Origin of the sequence: Dolichospermum sp. DET69, assembly GCA_017355425.1 — a bacterium.
In the GTDB taxonomy this organism is placed as follows: domain Bacteria; phylum Cyanobacteriota; class Cyanobacteriia; order Cyanobacteriales; family Nostocaceae; genus Dolichospermum.
Genome location: CP070233.1, coordinates 1,986,149 through 2,009,257, shown reverse-complemented (window position 1 = coordinate 2,009,257; position 23,109 = coordinate 1,986,149). Strand labels below are relative to the sequence as shown.

The 23,109-nt window shown below is 35.5% G+C and carries 16 protein-coding genes; 8 read left to right on the top strand and 8 right to left on the bottom strand.

The window, feature by feature from the left end; all coding sequences use genetic code 11:
- The first annotated feature begins 198 nt into the window (after nucleotides 1–198).
- On the top strand, nucleotides 199–1,857 hold the full coding sequence (locus tag EZY12_09385; protein ID QSX69767.1) for a cbb3-type cytochrome c oxidase subunit I: 1,659 nt from the start codon (nucleotides 199–201) through the stop codon (nucleotides 1,855–1,857).
- Nucleotides 1,858–1,895: 38 nt separating this feature from the next.
- On the opposite strand, the gene EZY12_09380 is transcribed toward EZY12_09385, so the two are convergent.
- Nucleotides 1,896–2,462 carry a Uma2 family endonuclease gene (locus EZY12_09380; protein ID QSX69766.1) on the bottom strand — a complete coding sequence of 189 codons (567 nt, stop codon included), beginning with the start codon at nucleotides 2,460–2,462 and terminating at the stop codon, nucleotides 1,896–1,898.
- A gap of 282 nt (nucleotides 2,463–2,744) precedes the next feature.
- Here EZY12_09380 and EZY12_09375 point away from each other — a divergent pair, with 282 nt between their 5' ends.
- The 3 genes from EZY12_09375 (at nucleotide 2,745) to EZY12_09365 (ending at nucleotide 5,278) form a co-directional block, all read left to right on the top strand.
- Nucleotides 2,745–3,314, top strand: a complete 570-nt coding sequence (locus tag EZY12_09375; protein QSX70601.1) for a Uma2 family endonuclease — start codon at nucleotides 2,745–2,747, stop codon at nucleotides 3,312–3,314.
- Between the two features lie 66 nt (nucleotides 3,315–3,380).
- Nucleotides 3,381–4,571: an ATP-binding protein gene (locus tag EZY12_09370; protein ID QSX69765.1), complete on the top strand. Its 1,191-nt coding sequence runs from the start codon at nucleotides 3,381–3,383 to the stop codon at nucleotides 4,569–4,571.
- 2 nt (nucleotides 4,572–4,573) lie between these two features.
- Nucleotides 4,574–5,278 carry a DUF4276 family protein gene (locus EZY12_09365; GenBank protein ID QSX69764.1) on the top strand — a complete coding sequence of 235 codons (705 nt, stop codon included), beginning with the start codon at nucleotides 4,574–4,576 and terminating at the stop codon, nucleotides 5,276–5,278.
- Nucleotides 5,279–5,663: 385 nt separating this feature from the next.
- Here the strand turns inward: EZY12_09365 and EZY12_09360 are convergent, their stop codons facing one another.
- On the bottom strand, nucleotides 5,664–6,965 hold the full coding sequence (locus tag EZY12_09360; GenBank protein QSX69763.1) for a tyrosine transporter: 1,302 nt from the start codon (nucleotides 6,963–6,965) through the stop codon (nucleotides 5,664–5,666).
- A gap of 122 nt (nucleotides 6,966–7,087) precedes the next feature.
- Nucleotides 7,088–8,290, bottom strand: a complete 1,203-nt coding sequence (locus tag EZY12_09355; protein QSX69762.1) for an AAA family ATPase — start codon at nucleotides 8,288–8,290, stop codon at nucleotides 7,088–7,090.
- Between the two features lie 1,687 nt (nucleotides 8,291–9,977).
- Here EZY12_09355 and EZY12_09350 point away from each other — a divergent pair.
- Entirely contained in the window at nucleotides 9,978–10,436 is a 459-nt protein-coding gene (locus EZY12_09350) for a response regulator (GenBank protein QSX69761.1), read from the top strand.
- Nucleotides 10,437–10,439: 3 nt separating this feature from the next.
- Here EZY12_09350 and EZY12_09345 read toward each other — a convergent pair whose 3' ends face one another.
- Nucleotides 10,440–11,564: a hybrid sensor histidine kinase/response regulator gene (locus tag EZY12_09345; protein QSX69760.1), complete on the bottom strand. Its 1,125-nt coding sequence runs from the start codon at nucleotides 11,562–11,564 to the stop codon at nucleotides 10,440–10,442.
- A gap of 19 nt (nucleotides 11,565–11,583) precedes the next feature.
- Nucleotides 11,584–12,891 carry a response regulator gene (locus EZY12_09340; GenBank protein QSX70600.1) on the bottom strand — a complete coding sequence of 436 codons (1,308 nt, stop codon included), beginning with the start codon at nucleotides 12,889–12,891 and terminating at the stop codon, nucleotides 11,584–11,586.
- A gap of 933 nt (nucleotides 12,892–13,824) precedes the next feature.
- Between EZY12_09340 and EZY12_09335 the strand changes: the two genes are divergently transcribed.
- On the top strand, nucleotides 13,825–14,547 hold the full coding sequence (locus tag EZY12_09335; protein ID QSX69759.1) for a response regulator transcription factor: 723 nt from the start codon (nucleotides 13,825–13,827) through the stop codon (nucleotides 14,545–14,547).
- A 2,659-nt stretch (nucleotides 14,548–17,206) separates the two neighbouring features.
- Here the strand turns inward: EZY12_09335 and EZY12_09330 are convergent.
- Nucleotides 17,207–18,535: a hypothetical protein gene (locus tag EZY12_09330; protein ID QSX69758.1), complete on the bottom strand. Its 1,329-nt coding sequence runs from the start codon at nucleotides 18,533–18,535 to the stop codon at nucleotides 17,207–17,209.
- A gap of 107 nt (nucleotides 18,536–18,642) precedes the next feature.
- On the bottom strand, nucleotides 18,643–19,476 hold the full coding sequence (locus EZY12_09325) for a carbohydrate ABC transporter permease (GenBank protein QSX69757.1): 834 nt from the start codon (nucleotides 19,474–19,476) through the stop codon (nucleotides 18,643–18,645).
- A 457-nt stretch (nucleotides 19,477–19,933) separates the two neighbouring features.
- On the opposite strand from EZY12_09325, the gene EZY12_09320 reads away from it, so the two are divergent.
- Both EZY12_09320 and EZY12_09315 read left to right on the top strand, forming a co-directional pair.
- Entirely contained in the window at nucleotides 19,934–20,770 is an 837-nt protein-coding gene (locus EZY12_09320) for a D-alanyl-D-alanine carboxypeptidase family protein (protein QSX69756.1), read from the top strand.
- A gap of 245 nt (nucleotides 20,771–21,015) precedes the next feature.
- Entirely contained in the window at nucleotides 21,016–21,594 is a 579-nt protein-coding gene (locus EZY12_09315; protein ID QSX69755.1) for a TIGR04376 family protein, read from the top strand.
- Nucleotides 21,595–21,661: 67 nt separating this feature from the next.
- Here the strand turns inward: EZY12_09315 and EZY12_09310 are convergent, their stop codons facing one another.
- Nucleotides 21,662–23,062 carry a collagen-like protein gene (locus EZY12_09310; GenBank protein ID QSX69754.1) on the bottom strand — a complete coding sequence of 467 codons (1,401 nt, stop codon included), beginning with the start codon at nucleotides 23,060–23,062 and terminating at the stop codon, nucleotides 21,662–21,664.
- Between the last annotated feature and the right edge of the window lie 47 nt (nucleotides 23,063–23,109).

Below are 23,109 nucleotides of genomic sequence, written 5' to 3'. Positions count from 1 at the left end.
TAGCGGTAAACACCAAACGTAAATCTTCAATTGTTATCATCTAAACAAATCATACTTGCTACTATTTTTCTCTTGCTATTTGATTTATGAAAAATTCAACCTTCAGATCCTCAATTTCTTTAATAAGTCGGGGATTTCGCTATAGTTATGAGTCATTAGTAATTAACTGAAAACTGCCAAAAGACAACTAACAACAATATGAAAAAAATAGATTTTTCGGTTAATCCTCCACTAGATGAAAGTCAAGCACCCACGCGGCTAATTTCTCATATTTCTCATCCCGAAGCATGGAAAGTTCGAGATTATTTCACATTTAATACTGACCATAAAGTTATTGGTATTCAATACTTGGTGACAGGGTTTATATTTTATCTGATTAGTGGATTGATGGCGATCGCTCTTCGCACTAAATTAGCCACAGCAGATGCCGATTTTCTTGATCCAACTCCGGACAATGCCTTGATGACAAATCATGGCACAATTATAATCTTCTTGTGGATTGTCAAGAGTGCAATTGGGGGATTTGGTAACTATCTAGTTCCCTTGATGATTGGTGCTAGAAATATGGCATTTCCTAAATTAAATGCGATCGCCTTTTGGTTAAATCTAGTTGCTGGATTATTACTATTACTAAGTTTTATCTTTAGTAATTATCACTCTAATTGGACAACTTACCCACCATTAAGCCTAATTACCGCCAACAATGCTCAAAGTTTATGGATTTTGTCCATCATTTTAGGAGTAATTTCCTCAATTTTAGATTCTATCAACTTTGTCATTACCATTTTAATGATGAAAGTTCCTAGCATGAAATGGGATCAAATCCCCCTATTTTGTTGGGCAATATTAGGAACTTCTATCCTGGCAATTTTATCTACCCCCATATTAGCAGTAGGTTTATTTTTACTGTTATTTGATATTAACTTCGGGACATCCTTCTTCAAACCAGATGCAGATGGTAACGTCGTTATTTACCAACATTTATCCTGGTTTTATGCCCATCCGGCGGTTTATTTAATGATTCTGCCCATTTTCGGAATTCTGTCGGAAATTATTCCCACTCATGTCCAGAAACCGATATTTAGTTACAAAGCGATCGCTTTTTCCACACTTGCTATCTGCGTCGTCGGTTTATTCGTCTGGGTACAGCATTTATTCACCAATGATACACCCAATTGGATGCAAATATTATTCACCCTTTCTCCACTGATAGTTGCAGTTGCCTTATGTGTGAAAATCTGCGTTTGGGTAGCAACTTTATGGGGGAGAAAAATCCGTTTTACCAGCGCCATGTTATTCGCTATCGGCTTCCTCTTCATGTTCGCCATGGGCAGTTTAAGCGGCATAATTATGGGAACAGTCCCCTTTGAAGTTCACGATACTTATTATGTAGTCGGCCATTTTCACTACGTTTTATTTGGTGGTTCAGTCTTGGGGATTTACGCAGGTATCTATCACTGGTTCCCAAAAATGACCGGAAGAATGATGAATGAAGCATGGGGACGAGTTCATTTTGTCCTTACTTTCATCGGTACAAACTTAACATTCCTACCCATGCACAAACTGGGTTTACAAGGAATGTCTCGCAGAATGATCATGTATGACCCCCAATTTATCACCTTAAACCAGCTTTGCACCATTGGCGCATTCCTGTTAGGTCTTTCCGTCATTCCCTTCGCTTTAAACGCCATTTTCAGTTGGCAAAAAGGCGAACTCGCCGGTGATAATCCCTGGGAAAGCTTAACTTTGGAATGGACAACCAGTTCCCCTCCCATTATTGAAAACTGGGAAGTATTACCTGTTGTTACTCATGGACCTTATGACTATGAGTATAACCATGATGAGTTGTTGAGTTAGTTACAGCGATTTTCGGGTGAATAAACTACATTTTTTACTTAATCAAAAATTTGTGATCCTGGCAAATGTAGACCATTAAATTGTGGAGATATTACTAAATCATCACCCGAAAAAATACCAATTTCTTGATAAATTTTATTAATTAATTCTAAAACTAATATACTTTTGGTTTGTGGGTCAATAATCCAATATTCAGGAATACCACAATCTTGATACTGTAAACGTTTAGCAATGAAATCTCTATCTCTTTGTAATTCCCCAGGACTAACTACTTCAACTACTAAAAGAGGTGGTAACATTGATAAACGAATAGTGTTACGATTAGCTAATTGTTGAATATGTTCTTCACGAATAATAGTCAGATCAGGATAACGGTTTCTTGGTTCTCCTTTTACTTCCAGTTCTAAACCATGTCCTCGGACTCTTTTATAACCTAAAAGCGCAACAAATTGAATTAATAAAAATGTGGCAATTTGGACATTAATTCCTGATTCTGGTGGCATTTCAATTAACTCTCCATTGAATAATTCATAAAGTTTGTCTGTACCATCATCATAAGATAAATATTCTTCAAAGCTTTGAAATTGATGTTTAACTTGTAGCATCAGATTTACTCCGTCTATCGCGGTACTTGGTTAGATTCTAACATCCTTGATTTCTCTTTACGTCTCTGCACGAAATTAAATGTAATTCACATATGAACGCAAATTTAATAACCTGCAATTCTGATTTAACGTGGAATGGTGCATTACGCTGTCGCTAACACACCCTGCTTTTGCACTTTATTTAATTCACATTCCTTACCAGAAAATTTTAGACATTCACATTAGCAATAGTTTCAATTTTGCTATAATGATGATCACTTCAATGTAATCGGTTACAACATGATGATTACCACTGTTGAGCGTCGTTATAGTTTAGATGAATATCGCGCCATTGAAGAAAAAGCTGAAGGGCGCAGTGAATATCGTGATGGAGAAATTATACCAATGCCTGGAGGATCACTCAACCATAGCCGTATCGGTCGAAATATGTTGACTTATCTAACATATCTTCTGCGTGATAGTAAATTTGAGCCAATTAATAGCGATTTACGCTTATGGATTCCTGAATATAAACGCGGATTATATCCAGATGTGATGGTTTTTGCAGGTGAACCGCAACTAAATGAAAATCGCAGTGATGAAGTTTTAAATCCTATCTTAATTGTGGAAGTATTATCTCCTTCAACAGCAGATTATGACCGCAAGAGCAAGTTTCGGATGTATCGTTCAATTAGCAGTTTTTGTGAATATTTATTAGTTGAACAAGATGAACCTTTTATAGAAAAATATAGTAAACAATCTCAAGGTTGGTTATTCAGTGATTTTAATAATTTAGAAAAATCTATTTTTTTGGAGTCAGTTGGTGTTGAATTACCAATAGGGGAAATTTATCGCGGTGTTGTTTTTGGGTAAGTAGTAATTTATCATAGGCTATAATAAGTTATTGTTACCTTAATTAAGTATAAACACTAAAACTATATGAAATTAGACTTTGTAGAATATTGTCAAGATAAAGATAAGCCAAGTGAGTGGCGTTTAGATGGTTGTCAATTAGGTAATGTAAACTTAATTGTTGGTAAAAATGCCTCTGGAAAATCGAGAATGCTTAGAAGTATTAAATTTTTATCAGATTTTCTATCTGGTGAAGAAAAGCTCAGTAAACTTGATGGTAGGTTAAGAGAGTGGAAACTAACTTTTGATTCTTATAACGGAGATAATAAAAAAGTCTACATATTGAAAGTTGAGAATAGTCTAGTAATTGAAGAAAGTTACACTGTTGGATCTAAATGTTACCTGATGAGAGATAAATCAGGTCAAGGTAAAATTTGGGCTGAACAATTAGACAAAGAAATTGATTTTCAAACACCTCCTAATGAAGTCGCAGCTTTTCATCGAAGAGATTCTATCCAGCATCCTTTTTTTGAAGACGTTTACATTTGGGCAAATTTATTGAGGTATTACGAATTTGGAACGGATTTAGGCAGAAGTAGTCTTGATGCAATTAACACCGAAAGCGTGGCGATAATCAAAAAAAATATAGACTTCAACAATAAAAATCATGTAATTCGCATATTCAAATTAGGAGAAAAAGAGTTAGGAGAAAGTTTTATTGAATCTATCAAGTCAGATATGTTATTTGTTGGTTACAGAATAGATGAAATTGGTACTAAAACGCCATCAACTTCGATTTTTCAAGAAGATAACTCCTACTTTCCAGAAGTAAAACAGCAATATATTTATGTTCAAGAAAGTGATTTAAGAGATAAAACTGAACAATCAATAATATCTCAAGGGATGTTTAGAGTATTATCTTTAATTATTCAAATAAACTACTCGCTGTTAGCTAAAAAGCCTAGTTGTATTTTAATAGATGATATTGGGGAAGGACTCGATTTTGAAAGAGCATCAGCAATGATTAAGTTGCTTATTAGTAAAGCTGGAAGTGGATTGGTTCAGTTAATTATGACAACTAATGATAGCTATGTTATGAATGGTGTTCCTTTAGATTATTGGTTGGTAATTGAGAGAAAACCAGGATTAGCAAAATTGCATAATATACATAATTCAAAGCAAATATTTGAGGATTTTAAATTTATTGGGTTAAATAATTTTGATTTTTTTGAAACTCAATTTTACATCAAAGGATTTGGTAATGAGGAGCATATATAACAGTGAAAAAATTAGCTATTTTTGTGGAAGGTAAAACAGAACAAATTTTTATAGAAACATTACTTCAAGAAATTGCTGATAAAAACAGACTCGCTATAGAAATAATTTCTATAAATGCTAATCAATCTGGCAAGGATACTTCTTTAATTAAAAAACCAGTTATTACTTCTGAAACAAAATTTTATGTTTTAATATATAACTCTTCTGGGGATAAAAGAGTGGTTTCTGATATAAAAAAACAGTATACAAAGCTAATACTATCTGGTTATGAGAGAATTATAGGATTAAGAGATGTTTATCCAACACGCATATCTGAAAAATCTAAGTTGCAAAGTGATTTAACTTCTTTCCTACCAAAAGGAAAGATTCCTATAAATATAGTTCTTGCTGTTATGGAAGTGGAATCATGGTTTTTAGCCGAATATAATCATTTTCTAAAAATAGATCCGTGTCTAACTCCACAGAAAATTCAAGCAATGTTTGGATTTAATCCTCAAACTGATGATATGGAACAAAGACCTCATCCTACTGATGATATGGAAAAGATTTATAACTATGTCCATAAAGGTTATAATAAGAGTGAGAAACAACTCAATAGACTTGCATCTAATTTAGATTACGAGTTTCTATATATGCACCTTGCTAATAGTGTTCCTAGTTTGGGAGAATTTATGGGATATATTGATAAATTCATGATTTCTTCATGAATATAATGGATGAATAAATGTATTTATCTCAATAGTCTGAAAATATACAATAATATCTTCCCGTCCCCAATTTTTATCTACCCAATGGAGGAATCAAGACGTACCCAATAAATATTAAATAATTAAATATTCCGATCACCTGACGAACTTTAACAGCAAATCCCTTTGTTTGCACTATACAAGCAAGGGATTTTTTTATGCAAATTCGTAAATGATACAAATTGTAGATGATAATTATCAATTTCTATATCTTAGGGGGGACTGGATTAAACCGCGATAAATATTAAATATTAAGTAGCCCGATTACCCTACCGGACTTTAGCTCCAAATCCTCTCTTGTCATTACCCGATAAGAGAGGTTTTATTCACTTTTTATCAATACTCATTATGAGAATTCATATATTGCCAAAATTTGTCTACATATTAAAAATAATGCCCCGACAATAATAAATATTAATGTTATTTTACCTCCGGGAACTAAGGTTTGATAGTTACCATTACTAAATTCTGGTGTTTGACTTTGTTTCCAACTCATTAATGCTGGCATAATTCCCCCTAAAATAGAAACACTAAATGCTCCAGTGTATTCTAGAGCATGAAAAAAGATAGTAGGATTAAATGTTCCTAAACCCAGAGGTGGAAGCAACACTAAGGAATAGAGAGGTAAACGAGAAATTTCACTTTTGGTAATAACGGAAATATCTCTAAAAAAATCTGCTAAACCATAGGTAATACCAATGAATGATGTAATAATTGCAAATTCAGAAAAAATTGATAATAACACAGCAAACCATTCTCCAGCTTGACCAGTTCGCAGAATGTGCAGTGGATTAAATCCCCTCTCATTGCCAATATTCTGCTGTAAAATATCTGGAGTCATGCAGCCTAAAATAACGGCATTCCAAGCTACAAACATGAATAAGGGAATCACAGAACCGATAATAATAGATTGTCGAATTTTGGGAACATCTCCTTCCAATTGAGTTACAACAAATGGAACAATACTATGAAAAAACATTGCTACATACATTACAGCAATAGAACTACCTACAGCTTGCCAATTTTGCACTAAAAATTGAGAACTTTGGAATTGCCTTCCTCCTAATAGTAATAAACCAAAAAAAGCAATTAGTAACACAATAATAAATATACCATTTAATTTTTCAACTAATCTGTCTTTCCCCCAATACATCAAGCTACCAAATATTAGAAAAAAACTTATTGTTCCTACCCATTGATGTGAAATATTTTGTAATTTCCCAACTTGATTAAATGTTGTTGTTAAAACCTCTCCACCTTCAGTCATATATGCTACTAATAGGGCATAATGATTAAACATATAGGCAATTCCGGCGATTCCTACTCCCACTTTACCGAGGATTTTTTCTATGAGTGCTAATAATCCTAAATGGGAAATACCTTCAATTCGCATTATATTTAAAGTTACTTCCGCAATTAATAAACCGGAAATTAAACTGTAAAGCCATACGACAATGAGTAAAGTTGTAGAGGGTAAGATACCTGATGTTAAAGTTAGTGCTGGTAATCCCAGAATTCCCGCACCAATGGTAGTTCCCATAATTAAAGCTGTATTTCCTACAACACTACCTGGTTGATGTTGAAATTTATGCCCGTCAAATTCCAAGTGAGAAAATAATCGTGTTACTGGTGGTTCTTGTTGATTCATAAGGTCAAAACTGACTGTTAATATTCTCTGTCTGGGTATATAGCCTACGGTGGGCAATGCCTACGAATACAAGCTATCAAAAATCAAATAGGAGTTCTATGTAGGTTGATATTTAATTGGTATTAAACAAATTTTTTGGTGAACTCACATATTAAGTCTACCCTACCTTTACGTAACATAGCTGGATCTAATCTTTCCGTGGTATTACAGGTCATTAGTATTACTAATTTCTGTTGCATTTGAATACCAGATTCATCAATTATGCTTTGGTATAATGTCCCATCTAATAAGGCTAAAATATGCTCAGTTTTGTTGTTATATTGTGCTACTTCTGAAGCCCGGTCTTGGGCTAGATTATCCGCTTCATTAATGATAATACAAATCTTTTCTAAATATGTTGGGGGAACAAAGTTAGTAATTGCATCATGATCTAAAATAAAAATTACATATCCTAAAGGGACAAGAATTTCTTTAGCTACACTTTGTGTCCATGCTGTTTTCCCTGTACCTGGTGCGCCATGTACTACTACTGCTAATTGATTTTGATCTAAAATTGTTTGTTGAACTATGTCAGTAAAATCTTGAATGTCTGGGGGAAATGTTGACAATGGATACTGACTATGAACTTTGCCAACACGGCTTTGATATCCACTCAGCATGACTGCTAAATCATAGGTTGCTTTATTAATTAATGGCTTGATGTTTTTGGCCATTAAAGTATAATTTCTTCTGCCTCTTTCATAGGCTTCAATTTGTAACCAAATATCATATTCTGACCAATAAGCGTAAACTGTATTAATCACATCTAATCTTTCCCAATTCACAAATTTTTCAACTGGGAAATAAAAATCTCTTTCTGAGTAATATTGAGTGATAATATCAGGACGTTCTAACAAATTCAAAACTCGTAAAACAGTAATTTCTTGGAGAAGATTTAGTACATAATCAATAGGAATACTGTTACGGCTGACAAATTGGACAAGAGGTGTTTCTGTACTTAAAAAGTCTTTATGACGATGTTCTGGGGTAAGCATATCGGGTGTGATATAACTCCAGTATTTTTGAAATTCGCCACGGGTATAATCTGAGGCTAAATTTAAAATATTTGCCCACCAAGCATACTCTTTTCTGGCTAAGGCATCAGCATAATAACTGGCTAAATTAATGCTTTTCTGCGTTAATTCCTGGGTATCATGGAATAAAATTTTACCAAAATAGTCCCAGTCAAAATCTCTGTGAAATGGCCGCCAACCACTAGATAACAAATTTTGAAAGTTCTTATTAGTGTTATTACTTTCGTTAGTTCGGAAATAGTCAAATTCCATAGTCAAATTATTCTCTGTTGAAACAGGCAATGATGCACAACTTTTTGATCACACTTACTTGCGTAACATAATATAGCATTACACTAAAATGGTTTTACTGCCTACCGCTATTGGCATAAACTGCCGTTAGGTAATTAGAGGTTGTTTGATAGCGTTCACGAAGTGTGCCGTATCCCTGCGGGAGCCGGAGGCATCAGGCATAGCGTGGCGTTAGCCATAAAGTATTAGATGAAACCGATAATCTCCAAAAACCTAACCCCCCTGCCCTGACAGGTGTAGGTTTTTTACAATTGGGTTTTATGCTGGACGAAAGAAGACAAGGAAGGAAAGTAGACAAGGGAGTATGAAGAAAAAGAACCGGAAAATTCTGCCCGATATGTTCCCTATCTTCATAGGTTTTAATTCTTCTTTCTCCTTCCTCCTTGTCCACTTTCCCTCCTTGTCTGCCAAGTCTGGCCCCTATTATCAATCTCAATGTAAAAAACCTACACTTGTCAGTCAGACCCCCCTGCCCCCCTTCCCTACGTTAGCGCAGCGTGCCGAAGGCTGGGAAGGGGGGTTTCAAAGCCTCTCCCCGCTTCGGGGAGAGGTTTACAAGAGGGGTTTGTTTATACATTAAAAACTTGTTCATTCATCCTCTAAGCTGTTGTATTACATAAAAAAAGTTGTGCCAAACATTTTACTCAATCTTTGTCTACTTGAGCAATAATTATAGATAATATAGGACTAATATTTGATTTTTGATAGCTTGCGTGGCGTAGCCATAATATTACGTAGGATGGGCAATACCCACAATATCATGATTATGGTGGGCATTGCCCACCCTACTTAACATTTTTCAAATATCATTTATGATTTCTATAAGAATCCTAAATTATTTCTGAACAATATCTAAGTATTGTAGGGTGGGCATTGCCCACCAAAACCCGGATATTGTGGGCAATGCCCACCAATAGTATATGTTCAAAAATCAAATAGGAGTCCTATATATCAGTTGCTAGTTAGGAATAGGAGTCAGGAGAAAGAATTAAGTTTGATATTTTCAATGTATGAATTGTCACTGACTCAACCCTAAAGGGATTGAGCTTGTAAAGAACAAACTTTACAACACAAGCAGCGACTAGCCCATTGAGACTAATCCTGATCCGCACTTCCGAATACTTCCCCAGTATGGCTTACGCCACGCTACGCTATCGGATTATCTGCAAGACTGTTTGTTAAGTCGTTGGTTAAAGACAAGACATTTTGGATTAGTTGGGCGAGGGGACTTGAACGGGTTTGCTGGTTCCCGGGATTATATCCATTCAAAAATCAGCATTTAAATACCACAGTGAATAAATTCACTCGTGTCGCTTCCCTCTCACCGGCTTTAGCCACTGAGTTTCCCGCATACCGCGAGGTTTTATGAATTTTTTCTCCTCCAATTCTAAAATTTAGTTAGTAGTTATTAGTTGAAATACTTGTAACAAGAATAACAATAATCTCCGTTGCTAGGAATTTATTGATTTTTCTAAATAAATTTATTGACATTTTTGCATATAATCAAAATATATCTGCTAAAAGTATTAAAGCTGGATTTTTATTTCCTGTTCAAATTTGTTGACATAAATAACCAGTGAGAACTTAAAAATGCGTTTATTATGCCCAAAAAGACGACTAATCCCCCATTAACTACTCTGGAGACCAGATGTATCTAGCGCATTCATTCATGAGTAATGAGAAACGGCAAAAACATCAACAGCCTTTAATTTTAGTGGTAGAAAATCATGATGATAGTTTACTGTTAATGAGTTATACCCTTGAGTTACTTGGTTGTCAGTCTATTTGTCAAAAGGAAAGTTCAACAACAATATTTATGGCTAAAGAACACCAACCTGATTTAATTTTATTGAATATTTTTTTACCAAGTATGAGTGGACTAGATGTTATTCAGTATCTAAAACACGAATCATTAACTTGTCATATTCCTGTGGTTGCTGTGACGGTTTTAACTGGGAGTGAAGATAAAAAAAGTCTTCTCGAAGCTGGTTTTGATGATTACATCATTAAACCTTATATGATTGAGGAATTAGGAGCAATTATCGACCGGTTACTAGGGAGAAAATTTGAACTATGCTCGGCTTTAGCAGTGCAACGGATTCATTAATAATCATCCAGTAATTTTAGGTAGTTTGACTGTGAATATGCTACCTTTGCCGATTTCTGAGGAAAGCTCCATTTGACCTCCGTGTGCTTCCACAATCCGGCTGGAAAGATGTAGTCCTAATCCACTACCTGATCTTTTATTCTTGCTTTGATGAAAGCGCTCAAAAATTGTTCCTTGATCTTCTGCGGCAATACCATAACCTGTATCTTGAACTTCGATGATTACTTGACTGCTATGATTGCTTGGGGATAAGGTTTCAAAAATGCGAATTTCTATGTTACCTGTATCCGTAAATTTGATGGCATTACCAATTAAATTATTGAATACTCGTCTTAATTCTAAGCGATCGCCATTCACTATTCCCCCATTATTTTCTGTTGGGCTTAACTCATGGGTATCCAAGGTTAAAGTTAAGTTTTTCTCAAGTGCTAAAGGAGTGATCTCACTGACTACTTCAGCAGCAATTGTTATTAAGTTACATGATTCAAAGTTGAGAGTTTTTTTCCCAGCTTCAAAACGGTAAACTTCTAGTAATGTATTCACCATTTCCAGGAGATTTTGATTACTGCGAATCATGATATTAATGGCTGTTTTCATATCTGGAGAAATCGGACAAAAAACTTCTTGCAGAAATAAGGACAGCATTCGATTGGCTGCGACTAGGGGAGTGCGTAAATCATGGGTAAGACGAGAAACAAAGTCCTCTCGCTGTAGTGTCATTTTTCGTTGTTCGTCCATACTGTGCTTTAATTTTAAAAGCGATCGCACTCTTGCTAATAGTTCTTCTATCTCAAAGGGTTTGCGAATAAAATCATCAGCACCAGTATCTAAACCTTCGACAACACTAGCACTAGATTCAGGATGTGCTGTCAGTAGTAAAATCGGAATATAGTTTATTTCGGGATTATTCCGAACTCGTCTTGTAACTTCATAACCATCTATTCCCGGCATCATCACATCTAAAATAATCAGATCCGGTGGTAATTTTCTGATTTTTTCTAAAGCTATTGTCCCATCTAGAGCTGAATCAACACTATATCCCTCACCTTCTAGAAGTGTTCGTACTAAATTCAGATTATCTTGAACATCATCAACGGACAAAATGCGGTCTTTTTTTAGATTAGACATAGTTATTTTCTTTGGGAATCTACAGCTTTAAATGAGGATAATTTATTGAAGCCTTATAAGGAGAATATACAGAATGAAAATAATTTTGATGAGGACTAAAAACGACATGACCTAAATCTGTTGCTAAATTGATGTTTCGTGGTAATTCTATTTTAAACATTGAACCTACTCCTAATTGACTTTCGATATATATCTTTCCTCCCATGATGCCCACTAATGCATCAATAATAGCTAAACCTAAACCTGTACCTGAATATTTACGGCTGATACCTTGATCAATTTGATGAAATGCTGCAAAAATATTGTGAAAATCTTGAGCAGCAATCCCAATTCCTGTATCTTTTACAGTTATTGTAACTTGATTTTTAGGTGTTTCTCGGATTTCGACCCAAATAGTTCCAGATTCTGTAAACTTAACAGCATTGGCAAGTAAATTACTTAAAATTTGCTGTAATCGGACTGAATCATTAAATACTGATGTATTTTTTAACTCTGTTTTGACTAGCAAAGATAAATTTTTGGCTTCAGCTAAGGGACGGATTTTTGTTACCGCATTACTAACAACTGTTGATAAATCCAATATTTCTGGCTTTAGTGCTAATTTCCCAGCTTCTAGCTGAGAAAAATCAAGAATTTTATTGATCTCTATCAGGAGATCTTTACCATTATTGAGAATTTTTTCTACCATATCCACTTGTTGATTTGTCAATTGACCAAATTTGGGACGTAATAGAATTTGTGAAAATCCAATAATCGCATTCATGGGAGTTCTTAGTTCATGGGATATAGTGGCTAAAAATAGTGATTTTAGACTGGATGCTGCCAAAAGTTTGAAGTTTTGTTGTTTAATATGTTGCTGATGTGCTATTAATTCTTTTTGCTGCGAAATTAGCTGTTCACGACTTTCTTGAAGCTGTTGATTTGCTAATTTTAGCTGCATTTCAGCATAATGTATACGAATTGTACTGCGTAAAACTTGAGCTATGGTTTCTGGAAATAGTCTAGACTTAATAAAATACTCACTCGCACCTAATTTTATCCACTCTCTGGCTATTTTTTCATTTTCTGAATCTATGAGAATTACTAACGGAACTTTAATTCCTGAAGATTGTAATTTATGAATTAATGTTAAGCCGTCTTGATTTGGTAAGTTATAATCAAGAAATACGCAATCATAGTGATTATTGATGAGGGCAAAAAAGGCATGATTCCCATCTTTAACTTCATCAATCTCCATACTAATATCTGTTTGGGTCAGAGCTAGACTTACTATTGAGCCATTTGTCTGATTATTTTCTACAACTAAAATTTTTAGCGTCTTTTCCATCGTTTTTTTTGCTGTTAAATACAGATTTATGTTCGGCATTTCTGTTTTTACAGTTTCTAGGTTATACAAATAAACATACTTTCTTGTTAAATTAGCAAATTTACTCCGCAGTAAAAGAAAATACTTGATCCAGTTAAAAACATTGTAAATTAGTAATTCATTAACTGTCCTCACCCATTAGTGAGAGTTGCATGGAAACATTATGTACCATTGGCTTAAATAATTTTACTTAAACAATGGTAATAATTCAAAATTCAAAATTAAAGACACTTGGATTATCCGATCAAAAATGACTCGCTTCACGGGTATAAATACGTTTTGAGGGTAAATATCAGCGTTACAAGTCTTTTATTCTCTGATAGTACGGCGTAACATTAGTAATTTCATTTATTCGGGAATGATACCTGCTAATTACTGTATTTAGTCCATTGTAAATTTCATGATCATACTGTAACTGTAATTTTTCTGAGTTGTCTCAATAATTTCATTTGTGGGACTCATCTGTATATATCTTTAGCTAGATTTTTACTAGTATAGTACGGCGTAAGTTAATGAAGCATTCCGAATCTGTGAAAAACTTATGCTGTATTCATTCTAAATTCTAAATTCCGAGAAAGCGGTACTAGTACAGTACGGCGTAAGTTAATGAACCATTCCGAATCAGTGAAAAGCTTATGCTGTATTCATTCTAAATTCTAAATTCTAAATTCTAAATTCTTAATTCCGTCTTGCGGTACTAGCTACTTAAATTTAAAAATTAATTATTTATTATTTATTATTCCTATTGGTAGATGTTTATTGGTTCAGAGATCATATACGCTGAGGATTGGATAAATTAGATACAATTTTTTTTTAAATTCACAGGCTTTTTCTCCTGCTTTCTTTCTACTGGCACTATTACAAGAAGTAATCTGAATTATTATGGGTGTAATAATGAGTGAAATTAGTATTCTATTAATTGAAGATCATGATTTGACGCGCATGGGACTGAAAACTGAATTGCAGTTGCGCGGCGGTTTTAAAGTGGTTGGTGAGGCTGCTAGTGCGAATCTCGGACTCAAACTTTTAGAAACAACTAAACCAGATGTGGCTGTGATTGATATTGGTTTACCTGATATGGATGGGATTGAACTGACGCGCAAATTTAGACGTTATCAGACGGAAACAGGACAATCACAGACAAAAATATTGATTTTGACCATGAATAATGCAGAAAATGTCGTTTTGGCAGCTTTTGCGGCCGGGGCAGATTCTTATTATATGAAGGATACAAGTGTTAATAAATTTATTGAAGCTGTACAAGCAACTTTTAATGGTAACTCTTGGATTGATCCAGCGATCGCTAGTATAGTATTACGAAAAATGCGTCAAGGTGTCCCCGGTGATCATCAATCATCGGATAAGCCAAAAACTGTCAAAATTGAAGCTCTGGAAATAGAATATGAACAAGTTTTAGAAACTTACCCCCTCACCATCCGGGAACTGGAAATTTTAGGCTTGATTGTGGCTGGTTGCAGTAATTCACAAATCGCGGAGAAGTTATATATTACTGTAGGCACGGTAAAAACTCATGTTCGCAATATCTTAAATAAACTCTGTGCTGATGATCGTACCCAAGCAGCAGTTCGGGCTTTACGTTCTGGGTTAGTAGTTTAAGAAAGGAGTCACCAAGTCACCGAGTCAGGAGGAGGAAGAAGAAGAAAATCACCGTCTGAACTGTGATTTGTCTGATTTTTGTGATTTTTGTGATTTTGAGGGCAAATTCATCATCTTCATCATCTTCATCAAAATAATCACAAAAATCATAGTTCAGACAGTAGAAATTATCGTCTGAACTGTGATTTGTCTGATTTTTGTGATTTTTGTGATTCTGAGGGGAAATTCATCATCTCCATCATCTTCATCAAAATAATCACAAAAATCATAGTTCAGACAGTAGAAATTGCCATCTGAACTGTGATTTGTCTGATTTTTGTGATTTTTGTGATTCTGAGGGGAAATTCATCATCTCCATCATCTTCATCAAAATAATCACAAAAATCATAGTTCAGACAGTAGAAATTGCCATCTGAACTGTGATTTGTCTGATTTTTGTGATTTTTGTGATTCTGAGGGGAAATTCATCATCTTCATCATCTTCATCAAAATAATCACAAAAATCATAGTTCAGACAGTAGAAATTATCGTCTGAACTGTGATTTGTCTGATTTTTGTGATTTTTGTGATTCTGAGGGCAAATTCATCATCTTCATCATCTTCATCAAAATAATCACAAAAATCATAGTTCAGACAGTAGAAATTGCCATCTGAACTGTGATTTGTCTGATTTTTGTGATTTTTGTGATTCTGAGGGGAAATTCATCATCTCCATCATCTTCATCAAAATAATCACAAAAATCATAGTTCAGACAGTAGAAATTATCGTCTGAACTGTGATTTGTCTGATTTTTGTGATTTTTGTGATTCTGAGGGGAAATTCATCATCTCCATCATCTTCATCAAAATAATCACAAAAATCATAGTTCAGACAGTAGAAATTGCCATCTGAACTGTGATTTGTCTGATTTTTGTGATTTTTGTGATTCTGAGGGGAAATTCATCATCTCCATCATCTTCATCAAAATAATCACAAAAATCATAGTTCAGACAGTAGAAATTATCGTCTGAACTGTGATTTGTCTGATTTTTGTGATTTTTGTGATTCTGAGGGCAAATTCATCATCTTCATCATCTTCATCAAAATAATCACAAAAATCATAGTTCAGACAGTAGAAATTATCGTCTGAACTGTGATTTGTCTGATTTTTGTGATTTTTGTGATTCTGAGGGCAAATTCATCATCTTCATCATCTTCATCAAAATAATCACAAAAATCATAGTTCAGACAGTAGAAATTATCGTCTGAACTGTGATTTGTCTGATTTTTGTGATTTTTGTGATTCTGAGGGCAAATTCATCATCTTCATCATCTTCATCAAAATAATCACAAAAATCATAGTTCAGACAGTAGAAATTGCCATCTGAACTGTGATTTGTCTGATTTTTGTGATTTTTGTGATTCTGAGGGGAAATTCATCATCTCCATCATCTTCATCAAAATAATCACAAAAATCATAGTTCAGACAGTAGAAATTGCCATCTGAACTGTGATTTGTCTGATTTTTGTGATTTTTGTGATTCTGAGGGGAAATTCATCATCTCCATCATCTTCATCAAAATAATCACAAAAATCATAGTTCAGACAGTAGAAATTATCGTCTGAACTGTGATTTGTCTGATTTTTGTGATTTTTGTGATTCTGAGGGCAAATTCATCATCTTCATCATCTTCATCAAAATAATCACAAAAATCATAGTTCAGACAGTAGAAATTGCCATCTGAACTGTGATTTGTCTGATTTTTGTGATTTTTGTGATTCTGAGGGGAAATTCATCATCTCCATCATCTTCATCAAAATAATCACAAAAATCATAGTTCAGACAGTAGAAATTGCCATCTGAACTGTGATTTGTCTGATTTTTGTGATTTTTGTGATTCTGAGGGGAAATTCATCATCTCCATCATCTTCATCAAAATAATCACAAAAATCATAGTTCAGACAGTAGAAATTATCGTCTGAACTGTGATTTGTCTGATTTTTGTGATTTTTGTGATTCTGAGGGGAAATTCATCATCTCCATCATCTTCATCAAAATAATCACAAAAATCATAGTTCAGACAGTAGAAATTGCCATCTGAACTGTGATTTGTCTGATTTTTGTGATTTTTGTGATTCTGAGGGGAAATTCATCATCTCCATCATCTTCATCAAAATAATCACAAAAATCATAGTTCAGACAGTAGAAATTATCGTCTGAACTGTGATTTGTCTGATTTTTGTGATTTTTGTGATTCTGAGGGCAAATTCATCATCTTCATCATCTTCATCAAAATAATCACAAAAATGTTCAGACAGTAGAAATTATCGTCTGAACTGTGATTTGTCTGATTTTTGTGATTTTTGTGATTCTGAGGGGAAATTCATCATCTCCATCATCTTCATCAAAATAATCACAAAAATCATAGTTCAGACAGTAGAAATTGCCATCTGAACTGTGATTTGTCTGATTTTTGTGATTTTTGTGATTCTGAGGGGAAATTCATCATCTCCATCATCTTCATCAAAATAATCACAAAAATCATAGTTCAGACAGTAGAAATTATCGTCTGAACTGTGATTTGTCTGATTTTTGTGATTTTTGTGATTCTGAGGGCAAATTCATCATCTTCATCATCTTCATCAAAATAATCACAAAAATCATAGTTCAGACATGATTCAATCAATTCCCCATCTTTCCTGTAGACATTCTGCAATCCGTTGTGCTGCACCGGCACGCCCCATGCGCTGTAGTCCGTTTTCAGCAATCTCATGTAAAAAGTCAGGATTTTTGAAGAGAGATTGGATGGCAGAGAGAACTTGTGATGGTTGCTTGACTAAGGTCAGGGATAGTCCTAAAAGCCGACTTTGGGCTTCTGCAAAACCGGGGTTATATTGAGGACCATTACCAGGAATGGCGATCGCTGGTTTTCCTAAACCGATGAATTGTTCTGTTGCTGTTCCCGCCATAGCGATCGCGAGATCACCTAAATGTAAGCATTCATTATAGGCTTGTTGAGTTAAAATAAAATAAGCATTTTTTTGTTTAAAAGTCAAGCTATCGGGGTCAGAAATTGGTAAAGGGGATTCATCACACAGTCGCCAACCTTGAATGTGTAAAGTTTGTGAGAGAATACTACAATCTAAACCAGGAGCGATCGCCCCTAAAAAAATCATCGTCCCCGCAGTCGCAAATACAGAATTTGGCTGTCGTAAACTAGCCATCAGCGCTGATACAGCAATCATCATAATTTCCCAATTATTGTAAGCTTCCGGCGCACGAGAACCAGGCAACAGAGTCACAATTAAAGGACGAATTACTTCTTGATGTTCAGCGTCACGACGATAGAATTGTTGTGCGGTAAAAGTTGTCTGTAAACCATCCATCATCGGATTTCCCACATCCACAGCGGGAATTGGCCATTTTTTGAGAATTTCCGTAGTCAGAGCATCTCTAGGAAACACAGCCTGACAACGACTACGACTCATTAACCATCTTTCCCAAGGATGGTAAATTGAACCAGAAAAATTTTCCCACCGAGCGGATTTGGATTTTCTCGGTAATAGTCCCGCTTCATCACGCACATAGTATTCCGATTTAGCCGTACCCACAAAGGCATAATTAGCACCACTCACCGCTGCAAATAGCAAGGGAACAATATCCCCCACAGCTAAGACAGCCTTTTGATTACCTAACTTTGTTTGTGAACTTACCCAACGGCGGATAGATTGAATTTGATTAAGGGTTAACTGCACCAACCCATCACCCACATCGCGCATTAACTCGCGTCCATCCATATAGATAAACCCACCGGAAGGCATATTCCGCACCTTACCAATCATCGAAATATTGATTTTTTGATAAGCACGCCCTTCACCTACTATTGGTAAAGCAAAAATATCTGGTGGAGAAGATAATTTTTGTAGAGCCTGGATAATCCGTACAGCAATAATATCTTCTCCATGACCATTGCTTAAGACTAATAACTGTAAACGAGAATTGGCCATTTATTTTTCTAAATACTAGGAATTACCAACTTATTAGTAAAAGCTATAAATTCTGATGCCAGAATGGGGCTACCAAAGATATTACCCTGGATGTTTTTGCTAATAATTCAACCTTTGACTCCACTCCCAGTATCCGTAGGGACAATGTACTTTTGTAAAAACAAAAATAATACTAACACTGGAGTAATAGAAATTACTGAACCAGCAGCCACCAACCGCCAATCCAAGGAAAATGTTCCCGCTAACTTAGCTACTCCCAAGGGTAAAGTATATAAACTTTCATCCTGGATGACAATCAAGGGCCACAAAAAGTCACTCCAAGCACCAATAAACACAAAGATAGCCAAAGTAATCAAGGCTGGACGAATGGCAGGTAGCATTATATGCCACCATAATCCTAACTCAGAACTACCATCTAAGCGAGCAGCTTCCTCAATTTCTTTTGGCACACCTATCAGGGCTTGTCGTAACAAAAATATCCCGAAAGCAGAAGCTAAACTAGGAAAAATTACTCCTAAGTAAGTATTTCTCAACCCTAGTTGCACTGTCAAAATATATAAAGGAATCATGACAATTTGAAACGGAATCATAATTGTTGACACAATCGCGATGAAAATTCCGTTTCTACCCACAAATGACAGTCTGGCCAAGGGATAAGCCGCTAAGGAACAAAACAGCAAATTCAAACCAACGGTTAACGCTGATACTAGTAGACTATTATATAAATAAGTTCCAAAGGGCAGAGATTGCCAAACTCTGGAGAAGTTTTCTAATGTCGGTTGATTGGGTAATAATTGTGGTGGTGACTGCCAGATATTTTCCGTTGGTGATTTTAATGCTGTACTGATTAGCCATAGTAATGGAAATAGCATCACGAGAGCGATCGCTCCTAGTATTCCATAAATAACTAAAGTTTGGATGCGGGAGTTCTTAAAATTCATCGTTTTCATAAAAATAATTAAGCATGAATATAATCAGTTTAAGAGTATGAGTAATACGTTGTGAATTTTTACCCCCCTTAATCCCCTCTTATAAAGGCTACGGTGTACACACAAGTCTTCTAGAGTTGCCCCACAACGTTTAGATCCCCCCAACCCCCCTTAAAAAGGGGGGCTAAATTCTTCAAAGTCCCCCTTTTTAAGGGGGATTTAGGGGGATCGGATCACGTTTAGCATCCTGTCTAGAGATGTGTGTACACCGTAGCTTATAAAGGGGGGATTAAGGAGAATCTTGTCCCTTCCCCAATACATCGGTGAGGGTTAGGGTGGGGTAAAAAGATATTTTATACATCAATCATAACTTCATAGCTTCGCTATCAAACAACCTCTAATAATACAAAAGTCTGATTAGATATTAAGATATGATCAAAGCGAAATTTTCAAAATAAGTAATATTTTCATGAAACTAATTCTGAATATAGCAGCATTTGTTACTATAATTATTTTTGTTAGTATTACCTTAGTATCCGTCCACAAAATTTCTCAAAGTCAGTCAATACAACCACCTCAAATTACTCAAGAATGTACAACTAACTCCAACGTGCCTTGTCATAATTCAACGACATCTGTAGATACACCATTTATTCCCGATCAGCAATTAGATGATCAACAGCGGTTTTTAGCAGCAATTGCCAACAAAATACCCACAATTCCCCAAAATGATACTTTTGAATATACTTTACTGCGGTCCTATGGAACGGTATTTATTAATCAGGCATTAGGAATTAACTTACCACAAAAAGTTATTTTAGATAACGAATCAGAAACACAATCTTTTCAAAAAACAATCAGTATAGCTTTAGTAGATGGTACTCAAGAATGTTATTTACAAAAAACAGCCGCAACAGCGTTAAATAAAGCCAAAAGTTTAGAAAATATTCCTCTTAAATCAGGTTACGCTGGTGATTGTCTTCGCAACTTTGCCACTAATTTAAGATTTTGGAATAAATACGCCAATAGTGAAACATTGACACGAGTAAAAACCGGAAAAGAAACAAAAATTCTCGGTTTAGTTGCCCCCCCAGGGACTTCACAGCATCTTTGGGGATTAGCAATTGATTTACAAGTATCAACATCAGCCCAAGGACAAGCTTTAAATGAAAATGGCTGGTTTCAAACTGTAGTTAGTGATCTTCCCCATTGGACTTATTTAGGCTGGAGTGAAAATGATTTACCCAAATTTGGATTACAACAAAAAATTATCCAAGGAATTAAATATTGGGTAACACCGATTTAATTTGTTAGGAGTCAGGAAGAAGGAGTCACCGAGTCAGGAAGAAGGAAGAAGGAAGAAGGAAGAAGGAAGAAGGAGTCAGGAGTTAATGAACCACGAAGGAGCGAAGTACACGAAGAAAGAAAAAGGAAGAAAGAAGAAGGAAGAAAGAAGAAGGAAGAAAATTTTTCTGTTCCCTGTTCCCTGTTCCCTGTTCCCTGTTCCCTGATATAAAATAGTCACAATATCCGAAAATTGGAGTTTTAACAGTGAGCTTATTTGATGATTTAAGTCGGTTTTTAGAAAGTCGGTTAGAAGAATTTTTGCGGAATAACCCTCATCTAGAATTAGAAGCACTTTTAGAACAACTGCGGGAACAAGAAGAAGATACATTAAAGTTGATTGCCGAGTTACAATTGCAAGAGAAGCGATCGCAAGATGAAATTCTCTCCACAGCCCAAGAAATCCAAAAATGGCATATCCGTATTCAAAAAGCCCAAGCCGCAGGTAGACAAGATTTAGCCACACCAGCCCAAGCACGAGAAGCAGCACTACTACGGGAAGGAAATCAGATGTGGGGACATATGCAAGGGTTAAAAGAACGCATTAGCCAATCTCAAGAACTACTCCGCAAAATTCAACAGCGTCGTCAAGAAGTACAAACAAAAGCAGCCGAAGCCCAAACAGCCAGAACTCAAGCCCAAACCCAAAAACGTTTAGAAACTCAAGGTTGGAATACTACCACTAATAGTAATAGTAATAGTAATTTTGATGACTTAGAAAACACATTTCGCCGTTGGGAAACCCAAGACGAATTAGAAAAACTTAAACGTAACATGGGTAAATAGTAGGTAATGGGTAATGGGTAATGGGTAATGGGTAATGGGTAATGGGTGAAATTCTAAATTCTAAATTCTAAATTCTTCCCTTACGAATTACCCCCTGCCAACCAATTTTTTGCTGTGCAGAACGTCCATTTAAAGAACGAATTGCTACTACTTCAATATCAACCTTTACACCAGGATTTAAAGATTGAATAGGAATTTTCAACTTACCCAAAGCTAGAGTAAAATTATTATAATTACGAGTTACTAATGCTGGGGGAATTTCTCCTTCATATACAGTTTGAGCATTAAAAGAATCAACAAAATTATCCTGCGCTCGATATTTGATTTTAAACTGAGTATTAATTACATCAGATTTGCCGCCTAAATCAACTATTCTCAAACTAAGATCTTGTCCCGAATTAGCAAATTCAGCCACAGCTAACCTCGTTACATCTTCCTGCAAAATAGCATGATTCACAGTGTACTCCGTCAAACCTCCCGTAGTTTTAGCAGTACCATCAACCCAGAGATTTTCAGTAAAAGCAATATCTATTTGTTGAGCATCATTTAAAGTAAGTTTTACAGATTGATTAGTGAAATTATTAATAGCCTGTTTTTCTGACCAAATTAATTTAAAACTTGCCTCTAACCGCCGTTCAAACTCTCGATATTCATCAGCAATTATAGAACCAATAGCAAGTAAAGATTTTGCCCCTTGACGAATTTGCCATTTATTTTTAGAAAGATTGAATTGTTGATTTACTAATTGAGAAATTCCTAGTTCCGCAGTTGGTTTATCATCTGCTAAAACTTCTTTACTATTAACTATACTTAAAATTCCTAATCGGCCTGGTGTACCATCACGGCCATTACTACCATCACTGCCATCACGTCCATCATCACAGCGATAAACCTTTTGAATACATTGACGATTAGGAGTATTAGAGTTTCCCGTACAGCTTTCCCGCTCCCAACGTCGCTGACGACAGGAACAACCCACCGCACCTCTAGCGCCTCTTCCACCCCTGCCACCTTCGCCACCAACAGCGCGAACAGCAATTTTCTTTAAATCTGCCAAATTCGTATAATAGGCAGTCAGATCGCCACCCTGACCACCATTGCCACCCTGACCACCGCTACCACCATTACCACCATTTGGGGCATTAATATTATCCCGTCCTTCTTCCCGATGATTCCTACAACTAGGCCGAGAACCCGGTTCACCATCCTCCCCATCTTCACCATCTTTCCCAGATAAGTCAATATTAGCCGCCGAACCATCAGCATTTACTGTCTGATTTGTCCCACTGCGACCATCTCGACCACTCCGGCCATTGCTGCCTCTACTGCCATCTCTATCATAATATCCAGCTATTTTTGATTCTTTAGCGTTGATTGAACAAACAACTACACCAGAAGCAGGTAATAAATTAGTAAATAAACAAAATGTTAGCAGAAATGGTAATTGATATCTAAAACATTTGTGCATAGTAAATGATGGATGACAGTCTACAAATTTGGGTTTCACTTAATATA

Coding starts and splice junctions, on each gene's coding strand:
- EZY12_09385 (QSX69767.1), top strand. CDS start 199: ATGAAAAAAATAGATTTTTCGGTTAATCCTCCACTAGATGAAAGTCAA.
- EZY12_09380 (QSX69766.1), bottom strand. CDS start 2,462: ATGCTACAAGTTAAACATCAATTTCAAAGCTTTGAAGAATATTTATCT.
- EZY12_09375 (QSX70601.1), top strand. CDS start 2,745: ATGATTACCACTGTTGAGCGTCGTTATAGTTTAGATGAATATCGCGCC.
- EZY12_09370 (QSX69765.1), top strand. CDS start 3,381: ATGAAATTAGACTTTGTAGAATATTGTCAAGATAAAGATAAGCCAAGT.
- EZY12_09360 (QSX69763.1), bottom strand. CDS start 6,965: ATGAATCAACAAGAACCACCAGTAACACGATTATTTTCTCACTTGGAA.
- EZY12_09355 (QSX69762.1), bottom strand. CDS start 8,290: ATGGAATTTGACTATTTCCGAACTAACGAAAGTAATAACACTAATAAG.
- EZY12_09350 (QSX69761.1), top strand. CDS start 9,978: ATGTATCTAGCGCATTCATTCATGAGTAATGAGAAACGGCAAAAACAT.
- EZY12_09345 (QSX69760.1), bottom strand. CDS start 11,564: ATGTCTAATCTAAAAAAAGACCGCATTTTGTCCGTTGATGATGTTCAA.
- EZY12_09340 (QSX70600.1), bottom strand. CDS start 12,891: ATGGAAAAGACGCTAAAAATTTTAGTTGTAGAAAATAATCAGACAAAT.
- EZY12_09335 (QSX69759.1), top strand. CDS start 13,825: ATGAGTGAAATTAGTATTCTATTAATTGAAGATCATGATTTGACGCGC.
- EZY12_09330 (QSX69758.1), bottom strand. CDS start 18,535: ATGGCCAATTCTCGTTTACAGTTATTAGTCTTAAGCAATGGTCATGGA.
- EZY12_09325 (QSX69757.1), bottom strand. CDS start 19,476: ATGAATTTTAAGAACTCCCGCATCCAAACTTTAGTTATTTATGGAATA.
- EZY12_09320 (QSX69756.1), top strand. CDS start 19,934: ATGAAACTAATTCTGAATATAGCAGCATTTGTTACTATAATTATTTTT.
- EZY12_09310 (QSX69754.1), bottom strand. CDS start 23,062: ATGCACAAATGTTTTAGATATCAATTACCATTTCTGCTAACATTTTGT.